Origin of the sequence: Bacillus sp. NP157 (assembly GCA_018889975.1) — a bacterium.
Taxonomy (GTDB): Bacteria; Pseudomonadota; Gammaproteobacteria; order Xanthomonadales; family Rhodanobacteraceae; genus Luteibacter.
Genome location: CP076546.1, coordinates 847,686 through 870,463, shown reverse-complemented (window position 1 = coordinate 870,463; position 22,778 = coordinate 847,686). Strand labels below are relative to the sequence as shown.

Here is a 22,778-nt window from a genome sequence, read left to right as displayed (position 1 = left end):
ACACCCGCCATGGCCAGCCTCGTCTACGCCCTGAACCAGTCCCTCGACGGCTACGTCGACCACGACCGCTTCGCCCCGCCACCCGCGCTCTTCCAGCATTTCATCGACGAAGTACGCTGCGCCGCGGGCATGGTCTACGGCCGGACCCTCTACGAGATCATGCGCTACTGGGACGACGACCAGCCCGACTGGGGCGAGCCCGAACGCGCCTATGCCGAGGCCTGGCGCAGCAAACCGAAATGGGTCGTATCGCGAACGCTCACGTCGGTCGGCCCCAACGCCACCCTGCTGCGCGACGATATCGAAGCCACCCTGCGCCAACTCAAAGCCGGCCTCACCGGCGAACTCGAACTCGGCGGCACCGTCCTCGCGCAAAGCCTAGCCACCAGCGGCCTCATCGACACCTACCGCATGTACCTACACCCCGTCGTGCTAGGCAGCGGCAAACCCTACTTCGCCGGCCCCGTACCCCCACTCCGATTCCTCGGCAGCGAAGACATCTGCGAAGGCATCGTCCGCCTCACCTACGCCCCCTAACCCGCAACAGCACCCGTGTTCGTTCCCGTGTAGGAGCGCACCTGTGCGCGAACCCTCAACATCGCATCGGGCGAATGAGGCTTTGAACTAAAAAACAAAGATATGCCCTCGTTCCAAACAGAGGACATCCACACAAATCGAAAATACAGGCTCCGCCATTTCGCGCGCAGGCGCGCTCCTACAAACAACATCGGTAAAGCTAGCTGACGAAGGTCGTACCCTTCAGCAACGTATACCCATCCGGATCCCAGAACACTTCGCCCTGCTCCGCATCCTTGCGCGAATGCAAACCGATTGTCCCCACCCGCCGGCCTGCGAACTCGCGGTTCGCTTGCACGAATGCGCCGAGCCCCGCTTCCAGCACATCGGTCGCCGCATACAAGCGATGCGCATACGCGATCCGCCCATCCAACAAGCCGTCCTGCGCGATATCAATGAACACGGCTCGGCCACCAAGACGAATGTACATGCCGAGCGCTTGCTCCCGGTCGCCATCGACCGCGTACATGCCCAGCCGCCCGAACGCCACTACCGCAGGCTCTCCCGCCTCTACCACCCGACGCCCCTGCGCTGGACTGGGTCGAAACGCACGAAACACGAAGTACGCCGCCATGCCGCCGAACAGGATCCAGAGCGGCTTCCAGACGTAAATGAAATAGGCACAAACCAGCGCACTCACCACGCCATACAAGCCGAAAGCGATCCGACGACCGCTCATGCCGAGTCCCTGAGGCGAAACCTTCCGCGCAGCCGACTGAGCCAACCGGTACGCGCACGGGGCCGCTCCACGCCGAACAGCATGTTCGACGCATGACGCCTGCAGGAGGTCGTCGGCCCAGCCCGACCCCAGGCAAATCCATCGCCCACGCCAGCCGCACGCAAATCCACGATGTCGAACGACTCATCGAGCGACCCGGCGAATGCCGCAAGTTCGACATCGCCCGAAGCAAGCGCATCGGTTCCCGAAAACGACACCGGATCGCGGTCCCACACGGCCATGGCCAGTGCCAGGGCCTCGTCGCCCAGCGCATCGCCATCCAGCAAGCGCAACAGGAAATCGCGCAGCGAAAGACACTGCACCACGACAACCGCGGGGTCATGGCAAACAAAAAATACCTGCCCCCAGCTACCGTCATCGCGCACGTCAACGACCCAGAAATTCCCATCACAGGCGGCGACAGGCACGCCATGCGGAAAGACATCAAGGAACTCGAAATCGTGCGAAGCGCCAGCAACGTCGATCCGCCCCAGCGACGGCGACGAAAACCCCCTCGCCACGGCAAGCAACGCGTCGACATCGGCAGGCAAAGGAACGGGGACGCGCCTTTCCAGCAACGAACGCTCGGCCGGAGTCGGTGGCGGATCCAGCGCGATCCACGGATACGCAAGAAGCGCATCGATCAGGTCATTCACCACTCATCGTTCCTTGTCGAGGGGGAGCCAGTCATCTTAAGAGGTCTTTGGCAGTGGCCGCCATGGGCTGGCAGGGGACAGTGCGCTTCGATGTAAGTAGAGGGCGTTCGGACGAGTCGGTTACAGATCCTTCCGCTAAACCGCTTCGTTGGCTTTTCGCGCGCAGGCGCGCTCCTACAAGAGCCCCGTTGCGTCGGGGATGCCGGTGGCGCGGCTGTCCTACCCAGTTCGCGACACGGATGAGGAGAGCCCTCGGTGCCTACCCTCGAGGCGAGTTCCGCACAAGCGAGCGCCCGTAGGGCAATCAAATACATGGGCCGCGGCTGCGGCCAACCTTATCGAGCGCGGAGGACCTGTCTGAGCAGCGAGGGTAGGCACCGAGGGCTGTCCTGCGGGCGGGTCCGAGCGCCGCGGGGACGGCATTCGCGCGCAGGCGCGCTCCTACAGGGCGGCGGTTCGGCCGGAGGCCGAGAGACATGCGCCGCAAAGCGGCGACCCACATAACAAAAAGCCCCGCGGATGCGGGGCTCTTCATCTCACGCAGCGGAGGCTTTAGGCCTTCTTGCGCGGAGCGGCAGCCTTCTTGGCAGCAGCCGGCTTGGCGGCAGCCGACTTGGCAACAGCGGCGCCAGTGACGACGTCGACGTGCGGACGGGCATTGCCATAGCTGGAACGGTAGATCTTGCCGCGACGGGTGCGACGATCGCCCTTGCCCATGGGAAACTCCTTGATTCTGAAAAAAGTAGAGGGAAACGGCCGATCATCGTATCAGCGGCCGCGCAAATGGCAAGCCTCCCCGTTCAGGAAGCCCCATCAATGGCCATGCCGGCCATCCTGGGCACAACCCTCCAGCTCATCCGGACACGGACCCGGATCAAATTGGATCGTCGCGTGACCCACCTGCCAGCGCTCGCTCAGCACCGTCTTGATCGCCGTGAGAACGCGACCCTGGTCCGCCCCCTCCGCCAGGCCCGCATGCAACGTCGCCATCCGCGACCCCGCCGTCACCTGCCAGACATGCACATGGTGGATATCCACGATCGCCGGATCGCACTCACGCAGCGTCCGGGTCACCTCATCCAGGTGCACCCCATCCGGCGTGCCCTCCAGCAGGATGTGCCCCGACCGCCGCAGCAGCGACCACGCGCTGCGCAGGATCAACAGCGACACCAGGATCGACAACACCGGATCGGCCCACAGCCAGCCCATCCAGCGCACCGCCAGCGCCGCCAGCACGGCCGCCACCGAGCCCAGCAGGTCACCCAGCACATGCAGGCTCGCGCCAGCGATGTTCACGTCGTCCGGGTCGTGCCCATGCAGCGTGCGCAACACCACCACGTTCGCCACCAGGCCCACCAGCGCCACGACGAACATGATCCCCGACAGGATCGGCTCCGGATGGAACAGTCGCTGGGCTGCCTCGTAGACGATGAAAGCCACCAGCGCGAACTGGGTCAGCGCATTGACGAAGCCGGCCAACACCTCGATGCGGCCATAGCCGTACGTACGCTGCGCATCCGCCGGACGCGCAGCGAAACGCGCACCGAGGAAGGCCAGCAGCAACGCCAGCGCATCCACCAGCATGTGGCCCGCATCCGCCAGCAGCGCCAGCGAGCCTGAAACAAGGCCCCCCGCGGCTTCCACCAGCAGCATGACCAGGGTCAGGACGAAGGCGAACAAAAGCTTCCGCTCGCTGCTTCCTTCGAAGTGCGCATGGTCGTGCGGATGATCGTGCGCGTGGCCGTGGGAGTGGCCGTGCGCGTGTGCGTGGTCGTGTGCCATGGGGCGAAGGCTAGGTGCAGCGCGTGCGGTTACACAATCACGGGTGGGCACAGGTGGGGCCGTGGATATGCCCGGCGTGGCCGCTGCGGTCGACGCGCAGGTTGATGAAATGCGAGGTGGCGACCAGCAGGCCGCCGCAGGTGACGACCAGGGCGTGGACGAACAACGAGCGATCGTGCAGCACGGTGACACCCAGGATCAGCAGGACCAGGCCGGGACCCGCCAGCAGCAGCGGCAGCACGTGGTGGTGCCGGCGATACCCGGAGACCAGCGCGAAGCTCGCCAGCACGGTCGCACAGCTCACGAACACGCCTTCGAACGCATGCGAGGCGAGGAAGCCGAGGCCGATGAACGGCAGCAGCGCCAGCACGAACGGCAGCACCGCGCAGTGCACGGCGCAGAGGAAGGAAGCGGTCGCTCCCAGCCTGTCGGCGACGTGCCACCAGCGGCGGCGGGTTTCAGGCGGAAGCGATGTGTCGGTCATGGAGTGCATAGCGTGACTTTTTGCACAGGTCGAGGCAAGTGATGATACTTTATAACATTGCAAAGTCCAACCGATGGAGCTCCACCCGATGCGTAGAACCCTTTTCGCCCTGACCCTTGCCGCGACGTTCGGCAACGCCATGCCCGCCATGGCCGACGACGCGCCCCAGGACGCCACGGCCCCTGAAGGGAACGCCCCCGACGCCAAGGGCAAGGCCCGCGGCAAGCATGTCGACAAGCTGGAAGGCATCGTCGTCAGCGCCGTGCCCGGCGGCCGCAACGCCGACCAGATCGTCGCCCCGGTGGCCGTGCTGGCCGGCTCGGCCCTCGACGACGCCAAGGGCGAGTCGCTGGGCGAAACCGTCTCCTCGATCCCCGGCGTGCAGACCTCGGCCCTCGGCACCGCCGTCGGCCGCCCGGTAATCCGCGGCCTCGACGGCCCGCGCGTGGCCGTGCTCGAGAATGGCCTGTCCTCGCAGGACGTCTCCAACGTCAGCCAGGACCACGCCGTCACGCTCGAGCCGTTCCTCGCCGATCAGATCGAAGTCCTCAAGGGCCCGGCGACCCTGCTCTACGGCTCCGGCGCGATCGGCGGCGTGGTCAACGTCGTCGATGGCCGCGTGCCGGAGAAGGCGCCGACCAATGGCTTCGACGGCCGCGCCGAAGTGCGCACCGACTCCGTCTCCGACGGCAAGACCGGCCTGCTGCGCATGGACGCCGGCAACGACCAGTTCGCCATCCACGTCGACGGCATGCACCGCGACAACAAGGACTACGACATCCCCGGCGGCACGCTCGCCAACAGCGCGGTGAAGACCACCTCCGGCGCCGTCGGTGCCTCCGTGCTCGGTTCGTGGGGTTACGTCGGCCTGTCGATCTCGCGCTTCATGGACCTGTACGGCAGCCCCGCCGAACCGGGTGACCCGGCCGAAGGCGAAGCGCCGGTGCACATCAAGATGGCGCAGACCAACTACACCCTGAAGGGTGGCCTGGTGCAGCCGATCGACGGCATCAGCAAGGTCGAATTCAGCCTCGGCCACGGCGATTACCAGCACGTGGAATACGAAGGCGACGAACCCGGCACGACCTTCACCACGCAGAGCAACCAGGGTCGCATGGTGGTGACCCACGACGAACTGGCCGGATGGGTCGGTGCGTTCGGCGTGCAGACCCAGCATCGCCAGTTCGCCGCCGTCGGTGAGGAAACCTTCGTGCCGGCGACGACCACCAAGGGCGTCGGCGCATTCCTCACCGAAACCCGCGACTTCGGTCCGCTCAAGGTCGAACTCGGTGCGCGCCACGACAAGCAGAGCGTGCAGCCGATCGATGGCGCGAAGCGCAATTACTCTCCGAACAGCTTCTCCGCCGGCTTCGCCTACCGCTTCGCCGACCAGTGGCATGTGTCGTTGAACCTCGACCACGCCGAACGCGCACCGTCCGAAGAAGAACTCTTCGCCAACGGCCCGCACGAAGCCTCGAACACCTTTGAAATCGGCAGCGACCTGGGCAAGGAAAAGTCCAACCAGGCCGAACTCGGCCTGCACTTCCACGGCGATGTCGTCGAGGGCAATGTCGCCGTGTACTACAACAAGTACAAGAACTTCATTTACCTCGCCGACACCGGCGAGATCGAAGACGACCTGCCCGTGCGTACCTGGTCGCAGAACGACGCGACGTTCCGCGGCGCGGAAGCCGAAGCGACCTTCCATCTCTCCGAAGCACCGTCGGGCCACTGGGACCTGCGCGTGTTCGGCGACACGGTGCGCGCGACGCTCTCCGACGGTGGCGGCAACGTGCCGCGCATCCCCGCCGGCCGCGTCGGCTCGACGCTCAGCTGGAGCGCCGACAGCCTGCGCGCCAGCCTGGGTGCCGTGCGCTACATGAAACAGGACAAGATCGCCGCCTTCGAAACCGACACCGCCGGCTACACGCTGGTCAACGCCCACTTCGCCTGGCAGTTCGTCAACGACGACCGCAGCCAGTGGGAAGCCTTCGTCGACGGCAACAACCTCACCAACCAGACCGCCCGGCCCGCCACGTCGCTATTCAAGGACGTCGCCCCCATGCCCGGCCGCAACGTCTCCGTAGGCATCCGCGCCTACTTCTAACCCCTTCCCACCCCACGTAGGAGCGCGCCTGCGCGCGATGCCCTTACAACACCCACCAGGACCACGCCCAACCGCGATGCTCCTACCCCCGTTCCCGGCCCCTGAGCCCCCGCCTCCCTCCCCGGCAGGTGCCGGAAACAGCACGGGGCACCGCAGTGATGCGGTGCCCCGTTTTTTTAGGTGAAGATATCGACCGGCCCGATCAGGCCCTAGCAGCAGCGCGATGCCGCCGACCTCAGGACTCGCGGCAGTTCTTGCAGATCCCGTGCACTTCCAGCGTCTGCGCCTGCGGCCGGAAGCCCAGCGCCTGCGCCTGTGCCTCGATCAGCTCGGCGACCCGCACATCGCAGACTTCCTGCGCGCACTGGCACTTGTCGCAGATGAGGAACGGCACCTGGTGGAACTCCGCCGGATGGTGGCAGGAGACGTAGGCGTTGATCGATTCCAGCTTGTGGATGAAGCCGTTCTCGAGCAGGAAATCCAGGGCGCGATACACCGTCGGCGGCGCGGCGTTGCCGTGCTTTTCGCGCAGGCGGTCCAGCAGGTCGTAGGCCTTGACCGGCTTGCCGGCGTCGGCGACCAGCTCGAGCACTTCGCGACGCAGCGGCGTCAGCCGCAGGCCACGCTCGTTGGAGGCGTGCTCAACCGCTTCGACGAAGCCACGGGCATCGTTTTGGTGGTTGTGCGGATGAAGGTGGCCGGCGTGGGAGCTCATGGTCATCATTCTAACATGAGGGCCCGTCAGCGTTTTTTCGAGCCCGGCAACGGCGGCGGCAAGGGCGGTGGCCCGGCTGGCTTCCGCGGCAGGAACGGCACGACCCAGCCGAACGGCCCAAGGACCAGCGAGGCCACCACGGTGGCGGTGAAACGCCCGCGCCACCAGCCCAGCAGGGCGCCGACCACGATGAAAACCACCTGCCAGAGGATCAGCTCGCCCCACGGGACGAGCCGCATCAGGTTCATGAAGATCACCATGAACGCGCCCGGCGCCTGGGGGTCGACGCCGGCGGTGGCTTTGGCGAGCAGTTCGTCCAAGGGTGCTTAGGCGGCTTTGGCGACGGCGTCGTCGATGCGGGCCAGGGCGACGTCGCGGCCGCACAGGTAGATGGTGTGTTCGATCGACGGCGAGACCTGGGTGCCGGTCATCGCCACGCGCAGCGGCGCGGCGACCTTGCCCATGCCCAGCTCCAGCGCGGCGGCGGTGCGCTCGACGGCACCGTGCACGGCTTCCGGGGTCCACTCCGGCAGCGCGGCAAGCTCTTCCTTCGCACGGGCGAGCACGGCCGGGGCCGTTTCGGTGCGCAGGTGCTTGTCGATCGCCTTCGGATCCCATTCGACGATCGGGCCGTACCAGAGCGCCGCGCGCTGGGCCATCTCGACGAAGGTCTGCACGCGATCGCGCAGCGCGACGACGACGTCAGCCGGGTTCGGGCCGGTCGCCGGGTCGATGCCGATGCGCTGCAGGTGATACGCCAGCTCGTTGCCGAGCGTGGCCGGATCGTCGGTCTTCAGGTAATGCTGGTTCAGCCACGACAGCTTGGTGACGTCGAAACGCGACGCCGCCTTGTTCACGTCGGCCGCGTCGAACAGCTCGATCATCTCGCCCACGGAGAAGATCTCCTGGTCGCCGTGCGACCAGCCCAGGCGGACGAGGTAGTTGAGCAGCGCGTGCGGCAGGAAGCCGTCTTCGCGGTACTGCATCACGCTGACCGCGCCATGCCGCTTGGACAGCTTCTGGCCGTCCGGGCCGAGGATCATCGGCAGGTGCGCGAATTCCGGCACCGGCGCGCCCAGCGCCTTGTAGATGTTGATCTGGCGCGGGGTGTTGTTGACGTGGTCGTCGCCGCGGATCACCTCGGTGATGCCCATGTCGATATCGTCGACCACGACCGCGAAGTTGTAGGTCGGGAACCCGTCCGAACGGAAGATCACCAGGTCGTCGAGCTCGGTGTTCGCCCACTCGATGCGGCCCTTCACCTTGTCGTCGAACACGACGCTGCCCGAGGTCGGGTTCTTGAAGCGGATCACCCGGTTCGGATCGTCGCGCAACGGCTCGTTGCGATCGCGGTAATAGCCGTTGTAACGCGGCTTCTCACCGGCGGCCATCGCGGCGTTGCGCATGGCCTCGATCTCTTCCTTCGTCTCGTAGGCGTAATACGCCTTGCCCTCGCGCAGCAGCTGGTCCGCCACCTCGCGGTACCGGTCCATGCGCAGGGTCTGGTAATACGGACCCTCGTCATGGGTCAGGCCCAGCCAGTTCATGCCGTCGAGGATCGCCTGCACGGCTTCCTGGGTCGAACGCTCGCGATCCGTGTCCTCGATCCGCAGGATGAACTCGCCACCACGGCGACGCGCCTCCAGCCAGCAATACAACGCGGTGCGGGCACCGCCGATGTGGAGGTAGCCGGTGGGGCTGGGGGCGAAACGGGTGCGGACGGGCATGGGGAGTGATCGCGGGTTGGGGCAAGAGGGGGATTTTAGCGTAAGGGGCGGTGCGGGAGGTGGGGGATGGGAAGTGGGGGCGCTAGCACGAGACGTCGCATCGCCGTGCGACGTTGCCGGATAAGCACTGAAGGCCCCCCGGCGCCGCCAATCGTGCGCCCCCACTTCCCATCCCCCACCTCCGTGTCATGCCCCTGTCATCCCCGAATAACCCGCCCGACACGCCCGCGCGCAACCATGCGTCAAAGAGGCCAGAAGGGGCACCGCCATGCGAGTCGGCATCGTCACCGAGACCTACGCACCGGACGTGAACGGGGTTGCGCTGACCGTCCAGTCCCTCGCTCGCGGCCTTGTCCGTCGCGGCCACGCCGTCGACCTCATTCGTCCGATCCATGGCGCCACGCCGCCGCTGGCCGATGCGGGCATGGATGTCCTCGAGGTGGAAGGCGCTTCCGTCCCCCGCTACGCCGGCCTGCGCTTCGGCCTGCCCGCCCGCTTCCGCATCGAACGCCGCTGGCGAGCCGAGCGGCCGGATGCGATCTACGTGGCGACCGAAGGCCCGCTGGGCTGGAGCGCGGTGAGCGCCGCCCGCCGCCTCGGCATCCCGGTCGCGACCGGCTTCCATACGCGCTTCGATTTCTACGTTGGCCATTACGGCTTCGGCGCACTCACGCCGCTGGTCCGCCGTTACCTTGCCCGCTTCCACCGCCGCGCCCACACCACCCTGGTGCCGACCGGCCAGCTCGCCGGCGAACTGAACGACCTCGGCGTGCACGACGTGCGCGTGCTGCGCCGTGCCGTCGACACGCAGCGTTTCCATCCGGAACGCCGCAGCGACGAACTGCGCGCCTCGTGGGGCGTCGATGCGGATACGCCGGTGGTGCTGAGCGTCGGTCGCGTCGCCCCGGAAAAGAACCTCGACGTCGTCATCGACGCCTGGCGCGCGCTCGAACGCCGCGTCCCCGGCGCACGCTGCGTCATCGTCGGCGACGGCCCCGGCCGCGCCGCGCTGGAAGCCGCGCACCCGGACGTGATCTTCGCCGGCACCCGCCGCGGCGACGACCTCGCCGCGTTCTACGCCAGCGCCGACCTCTTCGTGTTCCCCAGCCTCACCGAAACCTTCGGCAACGTGGTGCTCGAAGCGATGTCCTCGGGCATCCCCGTGGTCGCCTACGCCGAAGCCGCCGCACGCGAGTTCATCCGCAACGGCCAGAACGGCATCCGCGTCGCACCGGGCAACGAAGGAGGCCTCGTCGAACGCGCCGCCACCCTCGGCGCGGATCCCACGGCGCTCGTCGCCATGGGCCGTGCCGCCCGCGCTTCCGTCGCCGGCCTGTCGCCGGAGTCGGTCGTGTCGGAATTCGAATCCATCATGCACTCGCTCGCCGAGGAGAAGCTCCATGAACGCAGCACCGCGATCGCCGCGTAGGGCTAACCTCGACCGCCGCATGTGCGTCGCCGCCAACCGCTGGGGCGCACGCCGCGCCATCGGCATCTTCTTCGGCCTGGTCAGCCGGCTCGGCGACGGCGTGTTCTGGTATGCGTTGATGACGGTGATGGCACTGGTCGGCGGCCTGCATGGCCTGGCCGTCGCGGTGCAGATGGCCCTCACCGGCCTGACCGCCTTGATGCTGTACCGCGTGCTGAAGCGCTGGACGAAGCGCCCGCGCCCATTCCGCTCATGCCCCGGCGTGATCGCCCACGTGCCGCCGCTGGATGAATTCAGCTTCCCCTCCGGCCACACCCTGCAGGCCGTCGCCTTCACCGTCGTCGCCGTCGCCCACTACCCGGTGCTCGCCCCGTTCCTGATCGGCTTCGCCGCACTGATCGGCGCATCGCGCGTCATCCTCGGCCTGCACTACCCCAGCGACGTCCTCGCCGCCACCGCCATCGGCGGCCTGCTCGGCACCCTGTCGCTCTGGATCGAACGCATCATCTTCTAACCCCGCCCCACTCCAGACCCCGACGCACAGCCCCGCCCCTGTAGGAGCGCGCCCGCGCGCGACCCCACCCCGCGATACCGTCCGATACTTTGTGTCCGCACGCCCGCACACCGCCTCGGACACCCCCTGTCCGCGGACACGATTCAAAGCACATCCCGCACCCCAAGAAATGGCCCAAAACCGCCATTCCAGGCGCTCCAACGACGTTGGCACGCCCGATGCAACCTCTCAAGCGAAGGGCCCTGAGGCCCACCCGCCAAAACGAGGAGAACCACCATGAAAGCTGAAACCATCCTGCTGAAGTCCCTCTTCGCCGTCGTCGTGTTCACCTGTGTCCTGACGATGGGTGCCTTCGTGACCACCAGCGCACCGCAGCTGCCGTCGACCGTCGTCGCTGCTGCGCGCTGATCCGGGGTTCGGCGTCATCGGGCTGTGCGCGGCGCTCGGGCTTGGTCGCAGGACAGCCCTCGGTGCCTACCCTCGCTGCTCAGACAGGTCCTCCGCGCTCGATAAGGTTGGCCGCAGCCGCGGCCCGTGTATTCGATTAGCCTTCGGCCGCTCGCTTGTGCGGAACTCGCCTCGAGGGTAGGCACCGAGGGCTCTCTTCATCCTTGCCGCGACGTGGGCGGACGGCCAAACGCCAGCACACTGGCATGGGCTGGCATCGGCATCAGGCGTAGGAGCGCGCCTGCGCGCGAACCGTCAACCTCGATTCGGGCGAATGAGGCTATGCGTTGATGCAGGCCAGCGGTTCACGCAACGACACGGTTGTTCATTCGTCATTGCCAGCACCCTCGACGTTGATCGAAATCATCGCCTACGAGGCCACGAAGCGATGATGCCTGGACCTTCATTCGATGCGAATTGAGGGCATTCGGGTTAGCTGCATCGCCGCGTTGTTGGCCATCGCGCGCAGGCGCGCTCCTACACGAGCTGTGCGGGCTGCAAGAACAGGCCTCGGCGCCCACCCTCGAGGCGAGTTCGTGGCGGCGAGGGGGCCGGGCGGGAAAAGCCCGAAGGGGGCCGGCCACGATGGCCGGCCGTTTCTGCCGAGACAGGAGTCGAGTCAGAAACCGCCGCCCGGCACCCGGTGCGCGGCCGTAGGCCCATAAGAAAACGGGCTGCGGAGCAGCCCCTCCCTGTCGCACGCCAGAACGCTGTCTGAGCAGCGAGGGTGGGCGCCGAGGGCTGGTCCTGCGACCACGCCCGGGCGCCGCGCGGACGGCATTCGCGCGCAGGCGCGCTCCTACAGGGCGGCGGTTCGGCCGGAGGCCGTAAAGAAGAAGGCCGCCCTTGGGCGGCCCTCCGATCATGCTGCGTCGACGCGGGGCATCTTTTCGAGGATGCCGAGCATCGCGCCCAGCTTGTCGCGCATCTCGCGACGGTCCACGATCATATCGATCGCACCGTGATCGACCAGGAAATCCGGACGCTGGAAACCCTCCGGCAACGTCTCACGCACCGTCTGCTCGATCACGCGCGGACCGGCAAAGCCGATCAACGCCTTCGGCTCCGCCACGTTCAGATCGCCCAGCATGCCCAGCGACGCCGACACGCCACCCGTGGTCGGATGGGTCAGCACCGAAATGTACGGCACGCCCGCATCGCGCATGCGCGCCAGCGCCGCCGACGTCTTCGCCATCTGCATCAGCGAAAACAGGCCTTCCTGCATGCGCGCGCCACCGGTCGCCGAGAAGCACACCAGCGCGCTCTTCTCCGCCAGCGCCTTTTCCGCGGCACGGGTGAACTTCTCGCCCACCACCGAGCCCATCGAGCCGCCCATGAACGAGAACTCGAAGGCCACCGACACCAGCGGACGACCCAGCAGCTTGCCGGACATCGCGATCAGTGCGTCCTTCTCGCCGGTCGACTTCTGCGCGGCCGCGACGCGGTCCTTGTACTTCTTCTGGTCCTTGAACTTCAGGGCGTCGACGGCTTCCATCTTCGCCCACAGCTCGGTCGTGGTGCCCTGGTCGAAGAACGCATCGAGGCGCGCACGGGCACGGATCGCGTGGTGATGGCCGCACTTGGGGCAGACCATCAGCGACTTCTCGAGCTCCGGCTTGTACAGCACGGTGCCGCAGCCAGCGCACTTCTCCCACACACCCTCGGGGACCTTGCCCTTGCCACCGGCCGCGGCAGGTGCGCGGGTCTTCGGCGTCATGATTTTTTGCAGCCAGTTCATGTGTGTCTCCCGATGGTGGTGCTGGTCGCGCGTGGGCGCGTTGCTACGGATGGTGGTGCGGTCGCGCGCGGGCGCGCTCCTACATGTAACAGCTGGTTCGATCAGGCGGCGTCGAGGGCTGCGCGGATCGGGGCCAGGAAAGCATGTGCCCTGGCCACGGCGTCGTCGGCCGAGGTGGCTGCGGACAGCGTCTCGACCAGCGCGCTGCCAATGACCACGGCGTCGGCGAATTCGCCGATGGCCCGGGCCGAGGCGGCATCGCGGACGCCGAAGCCGACTGCGACCGGTGCCTTCGAGCGGGCGCGGATCCCGGCGACGCGCTCGGCGATCTGGCCGGTGCTCAGCTGGGCCGCGCCGGTGATGCCAGCGAACGACACATAATACAGGAAGCCCGATGCGGCCTCGCACAGCTTGCCCAGGCGGGCGTCGGCCGTGGTCGGCGAGGCGAGCAGGATCTGGTCGATGCCGGCGTCGCGCAGCGGCTGCAGGACATGCGATTCCTCCAGCGGGCAATCCACCATCAGGACGCCATCGACCCCGGCTTCGACCGCATCTTCGGCGAACGACGCGTAACCGTACATCTCGACGGGGTTGAGGTAACCCATCAGGACGATCGGCGTCTCGTTGTCCGTCTCACGGAAGGCCGCGACCCAGGCCAGCACGTTGGCCAGGCCCACGCCTTTGGCGATCGCCCGCTCGGACGCATGCTGGATCACCGGGCCGTCGGCCATCGGATCGGAAAACGGCACGCCCAGCTCGATGACGTCGGCGCCGGCGGCGACCAGGCCGTGCAGCAGGGAGACCACGTCTTCCGGCGACGGGTCGCCCGCGGTGATGAAGGTGACGAGCCCGGTACGGCCGGCGGACTTCAGGGCCGCGAAGCGGCTTTCGATGCGGCTCATCAGAGTTCGATCCCTTCGCGGGCAGCAATGGTGTGCACGTCCTTGTCGCCGCGGCCGGACAGGTTGGCCAGGACCAGGCCGTCCTTCGGCAGCTCGCGGGCCAGCTTGATCGCCTGGGCGATCGCATGGCTCGACTCCAGCGCGGCGAGGATGCCCTCGGTGCGCGCCAGCAGGTGGAAGGCTTCGAGGGCTTCGTCGTCGGTGACGCCGACGTACTCGGCACGGCGCGCGTCCTTCAGGAACGCGTGCTCGGGACCGACGCCCGGGTAATCCAGGCCGGCCGACACCGAGTGGGTCTCGATGATCTGACCGTTCGCGTCGGACAGCACGTAGGTGCGGTTGCCGTGCAGCACGCCCGGCTTGCCGGCGGCCAGCGACGCCGCGTGGCGGCCGGTCTCGATGCCGTCGCCCGCGGCTTCCGCACCGACGATGCGCACGTCGCGGTCGTTGAGGAAGGCATGGAACAGGCCGATGGCGTTGGAACCGCCGCCGACGCAGGCGGTGATCACGTCGGGCAGGCGACCGAACTGCTCCAGCGTCTGCTCGCGTGCTTCGCGGCCGACGATGGCGTTGAAGTCACGCACCATCTGCGGATACGGGTGCGGGCCGGCCACGGTGCCGATGATGTAGAAGGTGTCGTTGACGTTGGTGACCCAGTCGCGCATCGCTTCGTTCAGCGCGTCCTTCAGGGTCTTCGAACCGGAGGTCACCGGGATGACCTCGGCACCGAGCAGGCGCATGCGGTAGACGTTGATCTTCTGCCGCTCGATGTCGACGGCGCCCATGTAGACGACGCACTTCAGGCCCATGCGCGCCGCGACGGTGGCGCTGGCCACGCCGTGCTGGCCGGCGCCGGTCTCGGCGATGATCCGCGACTTGCCCATGTGCCGGGCGACCAGCGCCTGGCCCACGGTGTTGTTGATCTTGTGCGCGCCCGTATGGTTCAGGTCTTCGCGCTTGAGCACGATGCGTGCGCCGCCGACATGCTTCGTCAGGCGCTCGGCGAGGTAGACCGGGCTGGGCCGGCCCACGTAATGCTTGAGGTCGCGGTCGAGCTCGGCGATGAAGGCCGGATCCTGGCGCAGGCGCTCGTAGGCGGCGGTGAGTTCGGCCAGCGGCTCCATGAGCGTTTCGGCCACGTAGATGCCGCCGTAGTCGCCGAAGCGCCCGTGGGCGTCGGGGAAGGCGTGGAAATCCGTGATCTGGGTCATTGCGGTACCGGTAGGTGCGAAAGGCCGCTCAGGCGCTGGGGATAGCGCGCACGGCGGCGAGGAAGCGTTCCATCTTAGCCCGATCCTTGATGCCGGGCGATGTCTCGATGCCGCTGGAGAGGTCTACGCCCCAGGGCCGTGCCGTGGCGATGGCCTCGGCGACGTTATCGGCGGTGAGTCCGCCGGCGAGCACCAGCGGTTGCGCCAGGTCGCGCGGCATCCGCGACCAGTCGAAACGCTGGCCACTGCCGCCGGTCTCACCCAGGCCGTGGCCGTCGAGCAAGAGGCCAGCCGCTCGCGGGTAGGCACGCAGGCGCGGCAAGGCACCCTCCCCTTCGCCCATCGCGATGGCCTTCAGGTAGCGCACGCCGTGCGCGGCGCAGGCCTCGTCGGTCTCGTTGCCGTGGAACTGGAGCATGTCCGGGCGTACGCGACGGACGATCTCGTCGACATACGCCGGATCGTCATCCATCACCAGCACCACGCTGCTGACGAAGGGCGGCACGGCATCGCGCAGCGCCACGGCCTGCCCGATGTCGACGAAGCGCTTGCTCTTGCGGGTCATGACGAAACCCACCGCATCGACGCCCATCCGCGCGGCGGCCAGCATGTCGTCCACCCGGGTGAAGCCGCAGAATTTCACGCGGGTCACAACGTCACCTCCGGCGGCAGGCCCCAGTGGGCTTCGTACAGCGGACCGAGGAAGGTCAGGCCCTCGGCCGGCGCGGTCGCGCCCGCCACGTCGCGGTCACGGCCTTCCAGCAGTTCAGCCATCCATTCGACCGGCTGCTCGCCGCGGCCGATCGGGATCAGCGAGCCGACGATGTTGCGCACCATGTGGTGGAGGAAGGCGTTCGCTTCGATCTCGACGACGACGTGGATGTCGTCCTGGAACACGCGGATGGCACGCACGTTGCGCCGCGCATGCGCGGCCTGGCAGGAGATCGCGCGGAACGCGGAGAAATCATGCTCGCCGACGATCGCCTGCGCCCCCGCATGCATGCGGCTGGCATCCAGCGCCTTCTTTTCCCAGGCCACGAAGCGCGCATCCAGCGCCGGCCGTACGAAACGCGGCAGCAACCGGTAGCGGTAGCGGCGCATACGGGCGGAGAAGCGCGCGTGGAATTCCTCGGACACGGGCTGCGCCCAGGTCACCGCGACGCTGCGCGGCAGGTTCGAACAGGCGCCGAGGATCCAGCCGCGCATGTCGCGGACCACGTCGGTGTCGAAATGCACCACCTGGCCACGGCCATGCACGCCGGCGTCGGTGCGACCGGCCGCGGTGACTTCGATCGGGGTGTGCGCGACGAAGGACAGCGCCTGTTCCAGCGCACCCTGCACGGTCTTCGCATGGCTGAGCTTCTGCCAGCCAAAGAAGTCGGTGCCGTCGTATTCGACGCCTAGGGCGATGCGCATGGGGAATCTGGGCGGGGGAAACCGGGAAGGTTACCCCGTAACGACCGTGGGAGCGAGTTCGCACATGCCGGCCCGGTCTCCCGGGCCCCACGCGCCAACCCGCTCCCGCCGGGTCAGACGATGCCGTCGAGGATCCGCCGCGCGGTGTCCTTCTGCATCTGGGTGCCTTCGCTGATCACCTCGTCGAGCATCAGGCGGGCGCCTTCGGCGTCGCCCATGTCGAGGTAGGCGCGGGCCAGGTCCAGCTTGGTGTCGACCGGGTCGTCGCTGAAGCTTTCCGGGCCGGTGTGGTCGATCGCCGGCTCTTCATCCGGGAACGTCGGTTCGTCGAAGCGCGGGACTTCGTCGAAACGCGGCGGCTCATCGAAGCGCGGCGGTTCGTCGAAGTGCGGCGGCTCGGCCGGGGTCGCCGGCGTGGCGTGCTCGTCTTCGTCGTCGAACGACCAGGTGGAACGCTCTTCGGTCGGCGCCTTTTCCCCGGCGAGGATATCGCCGAAGGCGAGCGGCTCGTCGCTGGCGCGGGCTTCGGTGTACGGCGATTCCGGCGCGTCCACGTCGAACACTTCCGGCGCGTGCGGGCGATGCTCGGCTTCGCTGCGCTGCGACGGGGTCAGGTCGAAATTGAAGTGGTATTCGCTGTGCTTCTGCGGCGCCGGCTTGACCTCGTCGTCCGGGCTGGTCACGTAGGTGCCGAGGTCGAACTCTTCCAGCGCATCGCCGTGGACCGGCTCGCCATGCGCAGGATGATAGGTATCGCCTTCGTACGGTTCGTCGAACACGTCGCCCGGCTGGCCGCCGAACAGCGGATGGGTCGGGGCGAGGTCTTCGCCCATCATCACCACCTCGCGCCACTCCGGCTGGTCCGGATCGGCGACGTGGGCGAACATGGCTTCCGCGGCGGCTTCGAAATGATCGACGTCGCGGCGGCCGTAATACAGGCTCACCAGCTCCAGGTGCAGGCCGATGTCGTCCGGGTGCTCGGACAGCGCGTCGATGATCTCGCGCTGGTCCTGGTCCATGCTTTCGGTATGGTCCAGATGGTCCGGATCGAAGTTGCCGAAGGTCGGTTCCTGGCCGAAGCGATCGGCCAGCGAGCTCGGCGGCACGGCGGCCGTGGCCTTCTTGCGACGACCGAACACGGCGGCGACGAGCAGCAGGATGACGACCGCGCCGCCACCCCACGCCCACGGCTGCATGAACCAGGGATCTTCCTCGGTGCTGGCCGGGGTCGGCGCGGCATGCGGCGTGGCCGGCTTCGCGTGCGGCGTCGAGGCCGCCTGCGCCGGCGTGCTGGCCGGGCTCGCCAGCGGCGTGGTCGCCACGGTGGCCGAGGATGCCGGTGCCGCGGCGGTCGATGCGCTGGCCGCATGCACGGCCGCGACGCTGGCGGCGGGTGCCGGAGCCGGCGTGGCTACCGAAGCGGCGGCGGCCGGTGCAGCCACCGGTGCGGCGGCGACCGGCGTCGAAGCGGCCGGCGTCGGCGTTGCCGCCGCGGCGGCGCCCGGTGCGCTGGACGACGCGGCCGGCTGACCCTTCGCCTTGCGTGCCTCGGCGAGCTTGTGCTGCAGCTCGGCGATCTCGCTGTCCTTCAGGCTCAGCAAGCGCTCGTTCTTGGTGTTGATCGCTTCGAGGTCGCCCACGCGCGACTTCAGTTCGGCGCCCTGCTGCTTGAGCGAGGCGACCGACTCCTGCGAAGTGGCCAGTTCCTGCTTCAGGCCGGCGACCTGGGCATCGCCCGTGCCGCCCTTGACGCCGGCGCGGGTTGACGCGGCATCGCCACCTTCCTTCGCCGGGACGAGGGCAAGCCGGTCGCTCTTCGCGGCCGCGGCCTTGCCCGGCGTGGACGACGATGTACTGGTGGCGGCGCCGTCGGCGACGGTGGCCGGCGTGCGGGCGGCACCGGTGCGCCAGGCTTCGTTCTGGCGACGGACTTCGGCCAGCGCGGCCGCGGCCGTCTGCGCCTGGATGTCGTCCTGCGAGGGCATGCGCAACACCGCGCCGGTCTTCAGCGCATTGATGTTGTCGCGGTAGAAGGCGTCCGGGTTGGCCTTGTGCAAGGCCACCAGCACCTGGTTGAAATCGTTGCTGCCGGCGTTTTCGCGGGCGATGGTCGACAGCGTCTGGCCACGCTGCACGGGGCCGATGTTGCTGCCGCCCGACGGTGCCGGTGCGGCGGCGGCCGTGCTGCGTGCGGGCTTGGCCGGCGGCGCGCGCTCGGTCCGCTCGGCGCGGCTTTCCGCCTTGGCGGGCACGCGCGAGGGCACGTCGGACGTGCGCGACGGACGGGCGGCCGGCACGGCAGGCGCGCTGGCCGGGGTGCCCGGCGGGTCGAGCAGCATGGTCACTTCGCGGATCGCGGTCTGGCCGCTGGCACCGACTTCGACCAGGAAGTCGAGGTAGGTATCGCGGATCGGCGCGCTGCTGGAAACGTGGATCACCGGCTGGCCGCTGGCGTTCTTGCCCACGCTGAAAGACAGCGGGACCGGCATGCCGGACTTGTTCAGCCCGGCGCGCGAGAAGGCTTCATCGGAGGCCAGCGCGACATGGATATCGTTCGGGTTGCCTGACACGCCCGTGAGCGGGATGTCGGCCGAGAGCGGCTGGTCCATGGTGGAGTGGACCTGCACGGCACCCAGGCTCTGGGCGAGGACCTGGCTGCCCCCCATCGTGAGCGCCAGCATGATCGACAACTTCAAAGTACGGTTCATCAGTGGCATCCCCCGAACAAATCATGCTGGCGGCCCGCCTCTGCCGGACGGTCAGCCGCGAAGGCGCCACTGTAAAGCACCCCAGCAACAACTAACAATAGCGCCTACGGGCATTTACGCGACAAGCTTGATTCCGTCGCGAGGCCTGTACACGCCCCCCTTACATGTTCCATAGAGGCCAGGGGCCGCTACGGGTGTTGCTCGGCTTCCAGCTGCCGTTCCAGCTCCGCGATCTTCCGGTCGCGTTCCTCGAGGGCTTTCTTCGAGGCCTTCGAATGGGTCTCCAGCGTGTCGACCCGTTTTTTCAGGTCCTGCACGTTGCGGCCTTCGGCCTGGGCCTGCCCTTGCGTCGCGTCGAGCTTCGCGCGGGCCACCTCGGGTGTATCGGCCCGCGCCGCCTTCGCACCGACCTGCCCCGCCGCCGACGCCAGGGGCGACAGCAGCAGGCACAGCCAAGCGAGGACGGCGCGGCGGTTCATTACAGGTAGTCCCGGATCAGGATCTCCGCGATCTGCACGGCATTCAGCGCCGCGCCCTTGCGGATATTGTCCGAGACCACCCAGAGGTCGAGGCCGTGCTCGTGAGAGATGTCCTCGCGGATGCGGCCGACGAACACCGGGTCCTTGCCCGCGGCGTCGCTCACCGGGGTCGGGTAGCCGCCCGCGGCGCGCTCGTCGATCACCACCACGCCTTCGGCCTGCTCCAGCAGTTCGCGGGCACGCTCGGCGGTGATCTTGTCGCGGGTCTCGATGTGCACGGCCTCGGAATGGCCGTAGAACACCGGCACGCGCACGGCCGTCGGGTTCACCTGGATCGATGGATCCTCGAGGATCTTCCGGGTCTCCCAGACCATCTTCATTTCTTCCTTGGTGTAGCCGTTGGCCTGGAAGTCGTCGATGTGCGGGATGACGTTGAAGGCGATCTGTTTCGGGAACTTGGCCGTCTCGACGTCCTGGAAGTTCAGCATCTGCGCGGTCTGCTTGCCCAGTTCTTCCAGGCCGCTGCGGCCGGCACCGGACACCGACTGGTAGGTGGCGACGTTGATCCGCTCGATGCCCACTTCGCGGTAGATCGGCGCCAGCGCCACCAGCATGCCCATCGTCGAGCAGTTCGGGTTGGCGATGATGCCGCGCACGGTGTAGTCGGCGATGGCGTGCGGATTGACCTCGGACACCACCAGCGGGATGTCGTCCTGGTAGCGGAATTCCGAGGTGTTATCGATGACCACGGCACCGGCCGCGGCGGCGCGCGGGGCGTGCTCGCGGCTGACCGAACCGCCGGCGGAGAAGAACGCGATGTCGACGCCGTCAAAGTCGAATTTGGCCAGGTCTTTGACGACACAAGGTTTTCCGGCGAAGTCGACCGTGCCGCCCGCCGAGCGCTCGCTCGCCAGGGGAATCAGTTCGCTGACGGGGAAGTCCCGCTCGGCCAGGATCGAAAGGAGGGTTTCGCCGACCGCGCCGGTCGCACCCACCATGGCCACCTTGTAACTCGTCTTCTTGCTCATCTTCGCTCTTGTTGACGTGGGTAGAGGGTCAGCTGGCGTCGGCCAGCACACCCGGATTGAGGATCGAGGGTGGCTGGCCGGCGTGAGGACCATGCCCGAACGCCGCCAGCACATTGTCCACAGCCAGCGCCGCCATATCGCGACGTGTGTCGCGACTTGCGCTTGCGATGTGCGGACTGAGCACGATATTTTCGAGTTCGAGCAGGGCCGGGTGCACCTGCGGCTCGCCTTCGAACACATCCAGCGCCGCGGACGCGATGGTCCCGGCGGCCAGGGCGCGGGCCAGGGCCGCGTCGTCGACGATGCCACCGCGGGCGATATTGGTCAGCGTGGCCGTCCGCTTCATCGCCGCGAGTTCGGCTTCGCCGATCGCGTGGCGGTTGGCCGGGGTGAACGGCAGCACCAGCACCAGGTGGTCGGACTGGGCGAGCAGCGTGGCCTTGTCGACGTAGCTGGCACCGCATTCCCGTTCGATCGCCGCGTCCAGCCGCGAACGGTTGTGGTAGATCACGGTCGCGCGGAAGCCCAGCGCACGCCGGGCGATGGCCTGGCCGATCCGGCCCATGCCGAGGATGCCGATGGTCTTGCCGTGCACGTCGGCGCCCAGCCAGCCTTCGAAGCGCGAGCCCTTCCACTGCCCGTCGCGCAGCCAGCGCTCGGCTTCGCCGACCCGGCGCGCGGCGGCCAGCATCAGCGCCCAGGCGTAGTCGGCGACGGTTTCGTTGAGGACGTCCGGGGTGTTCGACGCGCCGACACCGGCTTCGGTGAGGGCATCGAGGTCGAGGTTGTTGTAGCCCACCCCGAGGTTGGCCACGAAGCGCAGCTTCGGCGCCTTCGCCAGCACGCTGGCGTCGATCCGGTCGGCCAGGCCGACGATCGCGGCGTCGGCATCGGCCAGGCGGGCGCTCAGTTCCTCGGCCGAGAACGGCCGCTCGGTCGCTTCGGCGCTGACGTCGAAATGCTCGCGCAGGCGGTCGACGATGTCGGGGAAGAATGGCCGGGAGACCCAGACCTTCGGCTTGCTCATCATTTACTCCTGGACCGTGCCGGGGATGCGCGGGGCGACCGGCCCCACGTCGCCGCACTGGGCCTGGTGGCGCAGGGCCTGGTCCATCAGCACGATGGCCAGCATGGCCTCGGCGATGGGCACGGCGCGGATCCCGACACACGGATCATGCCGGCCTTTCGTGACCACTTCGGTGGCCTGGCCCGCGCGGTCGACGCTGCGACCGGGGATCAGCACGCTGGAGGTGGGCTTGAAGGCCATGGAGACGACGACGGGCTGGCCCGTGGCGATGCCACCGAGGATGCCGCCGGCGTGGTTGGAAAGGAAACCCTGCGCGGTGATCTCGTCGCGGTGCTGGGTGCCGCGCTGGGCCACGGCGGCGAAGCCGTCGCCGATCTCGACGCCCTTGACCGCGTTGATCGACATCATCGCCGCGGCCAGTTCGCCGTCGAGCTTGCCGTAGATCGGCTCGCCCCACCCTGCCGGCACGCCGTCGGCGACCACGGTGACCTTCGCGCCCACCGAATCGCCCGACTTGCGCAGGGCATCCATGTAGGCCTCGAGCTCGGGCACCTGGGCGGCATCCGGCCAGAAGAACGGGCTGGTTTCGATGGCGCCGGGGTCGAAGCCACGCGGGGTGACCTCGCCGATCTGGCTGACGTGGCCCTGCACGGTGACGCCGTGGCGCTGGGCCAGCCACTTCTTGGCGATCACGCCGGCGGCCACGCGCATGGTGGTTTCGCGGGCCGACGAGCGGCCGCCACCGCGGGGGTCGCGCACGCCGTACTTCTGCCAGTAGGTGTAGTCGGCGTGGCCGGGGCGGAACGTGTCGAGGATGTTGCCGTAGTCCTTCGACCGCGCATCGGTGTTGCGGATCAGCAACGCGATGGGCGTACCGGTGGTGACACCCTCGTACACGCCCGAGAGGATCTCGATCTCGTCCGCCTCGCGGCGCTGCGAGGTGTGTCGCGAGCGGCCGGTGGCGCGCCGCTCGAGGTCGGCGCGGAACTCGTCCGCGTCCAGCGGCAGGCCGGGGGGACAACCGTCGACCACGCACCCGATCGCGGGGCCGTGGCTTTCGCCGAAGGTTGTGACGGAGAGAAGCTTGCCGAACGTATTGGAGGACACGGTACTT

22 protein-coding genes are annotated in these 22,778 nt (G+C 67.8%); 4 read left to right on the top strand and 18 right to left on the bottom strand.

Annotation, left to right across the window (positions count from 1 at the left end; genetic code table 11):
• Window positions 1–9: 9 nt before the first annotated feature.
• Window positions 10–537, top strand: a complete 528-nt coding sequence (locus KPL74_03935; GenBank protein QWT21169.1) for a dihydrofolate reductase family protein — start codon at window positions 10–12, stop codon at window positions 535–537.
• A 199-nt stretch (window positions 538–736) separates the two neighbouring features.
• Here the strand turns inward: KPL74_03935 and KPL74_03930 are convergent, their stop codons facing one another.
• The 5 genes from KPL74_03930 to KPL74_03910 form a co-directional block, all read right to left on the bottom strand.
• Window positions 737–1,255, bottom strand: a complete 519-nt coding sequence (locus tag KPL74_03930) for a hypothetical protein (GenBank protein ID QWT21168.1) — start codon at window positions 1,253–1,255, stop codon at window positions 737–739.
• Entirely contained in the window at window positions 1,252–1,950 is a 699-nt protein-coding gene (locus KPL74_03925; GenBank protein ID QWT21167.1) for an SMI1/KNR4 family protein, read from the bottom strand. Before KPL74_03925 ends, KPL74_03930 begins: the two co-directional genes overlap by 4 nt.
• 552 nt (window positions 1,951–2,502) lie before the next feature.
• Window positions 2,503–2,667 (bottom strand): 30S ribosomal protein THX, encoded by a 165-nt coding sequence (locus tag KPL74_03920; GenBank protein QWT21166.1) that lies wholly within the window; start codon window positions 2,665–2,667, stop codon window positions 2,503–2,505.
• Between the two features lie 96 nt (window positions 2,668–2,763).
• Entirely contained in the window at window positions 2,764–3,732 is a 969-nt protein-coding gene (locus KPL74_03915; GenBank protein QWT21165.1) for a cation diffusion facilitator family transporter, read from the bottom strand.
• Between the two features lie 37 nt (window positions 3,733–3,769).
• Entirely contained in the window at window positions 3,770–4,216 is a 447-nt protein-coding gene (locus tag KPL74_03910) for a MerC domain-containing protein (GenBank protein QWT21164.1), read from the bottom strand.
• An 88-nt stretch (window positions 4,217–4,304) separates the two neighbouring features.
• On the opposite strand from KPL74_03910, the gene KPL74_03905 reads away from it, so the two are divergent.
• Window positions 4,305–6,323 carry a TonB-dependent receptor gene (locus tag KPL74_03905; protein ID QWT21163.1) on the top strand — a complete coding sequence of 673 codons (2,019 nt, stop codon included), beginning with the start codon at window positions 4,305–4,307 and terminating at the stop codon, window positions 6,321–6,323.
• A gap of 235 nt (window positions 6,324–6,558) precedes the next feature.
• On the opposite strand, the gene KPL74_03900 is transcribed toward KPL74_03905, so the two are convergent.
• The 3 genes from KPL74_03900 to gltX are packed head-to-tail and all read right to left on the bottom strand — an operon-like array spanning window position 6,559 to window position 8,765.
• On the bottom strand, window positions 6,559–7,038 hold the full coding sequence (locus KPL74_03900; GenBank protein ID QWT21162.1) for a transcriptional repressor: 480 nt from the start codon (window positions 7,036–7,038) through the stop codon (window positions 6,559–6,561).
• A 26-nt stretch (window positions 7,039–7,064) separates the two neighbouring features.
• Window positions 7,065–7,358: a hypothetical protein gene (locus tag KPL74_03895; protein ID QWT21161.1), complete on the bottom strand. Its 294-nt coding sequence runs from the start codon at window positions 7,356–7,358 to the stop codon at window positions 7,065–7,067.
• Between the two features lie 6 nt (window positions 7,359–7,364).
• On the bottom strand, window positions 7,365–8,765 hold the full coding sequence (gltX, locus tag KPL74_03890; GenBank protein QWT21160.1) for a glutamate--tRNA ligase: 1,401 nt from the start codon (window positions 8,763–8,765) through the stop codon (window positions 7,365–7,367).
• A gap of 268 nt (window positions 8,766–9,033) precedes the next feature.
• Here gltX and KPL74_03885 point away from each other — a divergent pair, with 268 nt between their 5' ends.
• Both KPL74_03885 and KPL74_03880 read left to right on the top strand, forming a co-directional pair.
• A complete protein-coding gene (locus tag KPL74_03885; protein QWT21159.1) occupies window positions 9,034–10,194 on the top strand; it encodes a glycosyltransferase family 1 protein in 1,161 nt (386 codons plus the stop codon).
• Window positions 10,166–10,708: a phosphatase PAP2 family protein gene (locus tag KPL74_03880; GenBank protein QWT21158.1), complete on the top strand. Its 543-nt coding sequence runs from the start codon at window positions 10,166–10,168 to the stop codon at window positions 10,706–10,708. Before KPL74_03885 ends, KPL74_03880 begins: the two co-directional genes overlap by 29 nt.
• Window positions 10,709–12,017: 1,309 nt before the next feature.
• On the opposite strand, the gene accD is transcribed toward KPL74_03880, so the two are convergent.
• From accD to aroC, 10 genes are all read right to left on the bottom strand, one after another.
• A complete protein-coding gene (gene accD / locus KPL74_03875; GenBank protein QWT21157.1) occupies window positions 12,018–12,893 on the bottom strand; it encodes an acetyl-CoA carboxylase, carboxyltransferase subunit beta in 876 nt (291 codons plus the stop codon).
• A 101-nt stretch (window positions 12,894–12,994) separates the two neighbouring features.
• Entirely contained in the window at window positions 12,995–13,795 is an 801-nt protein-coding gene (gene trpA / locus KPL74_03870) for a tryptophan synthase subunit alpha (GenBank protein QWT21156.1), read from the bottom strand.
• Window positions 13,795–15,006 carry a tryptophan synthase subunit beta gene (gene trpB, locus KPL74_03865; protein QWT21155.1) on the bottom strand — a complete coding sequence of 404 codons (1,212 nt, stop codon included), beginning with the start codon at window positions 15,004–15,006 and terminating at the stop codon, window positions 13,795–13,797. Before trpB ends, trpA begins: the two co-directional genes overlap by 1 nt.
• Window positions 15,007–15,034: 28 nt before the next feature.
• Window positions 15,035–15,658: a phosphoribosylanthranilate isomerase gene (locus KPL74_03860; GenBank protein QWT21154.1), complete on the bottom strand. Its 624-nt coding sequence runs from the start codon at window positions 15,656–15,658 to the stop codon at window positions 15,035–15,037.
• The gene (gene truA, locus KPL74_03855) at window positions 15,655–16,422 is read right to left on the bottom strand and encodes a tRNA pseudouridine(38-40) synthase TruA (GenBank protein ID QWT21153.1); all 768 of its coding nucleotides are present in this window, start codon (window positions 16,420–16,422) and stop codon (window positions 15,655–15,657) included. The genes KPL74_03860 and truA overlap by 4 nt, the downstream gene beginning before the upstream one ends.
• A 113-nt stretch (window positions 16,423–16,535) precedes the next feature.
• A complete protein-coding gene (locus KPL74_03850; GenBank protein ID QWT21152.1) occupies window positions 16,536–19,130 on the bottom strand; it encodes a hypothetical protein in 2,595 nt (864 codons plus the stop codon).
• 188 nt (window positions 19,131–19,318) lie between these two features.
• Complete coding sequence (locus KPL74_03845; protein ID QWT21151.1) at window positions 19,319–19,609, bottom strand: hypothetical protein; 291 nt, start codon at window positions 19,607–19,609, stop codon at window positions 19,319–19,321.
• Window positions 19,609–20,637, bottom strand: a complete 1,029-nt coding sequence (locus KPL74_03840) for an aspartate-semialdehyde dehydrogenase (protein ID QWT21150.1) — start codon at window positions 20,635–20,637, stop codon at window positions 19,609–19,611. The genes KPL74_03845 and KPL74_03840 overlap by 1 nt, the downstream gene beginning before the upstream one ends.
• 28 nt (window positions 20,638–20,665) lie before the next feature.
• Window positions 20,666–21,664, bottom strand: coding sequence for a D-glycerate dehydrogenase (locus KPL74_03835; GenBank protein ID QWT21149.1), 999 nt, complete (start codon window positions 21,662–21,664; stop codon window positions 20,666–20,668).
• A gap of 3 nt (window positions 21,665–21,667) precedes the next feature.
• A complete protein-coding gene (aroC, locus tag KPL74_03830) occupies window positions 21,668–22,771 on the bottom strand; it encodes a chorismate synthase (protein ID QWT21148.1) in 1,104 nt (367 codons plus the stop codon).
• Window positions 22,772–22,778: the final 7 nt, after the last annotated feature.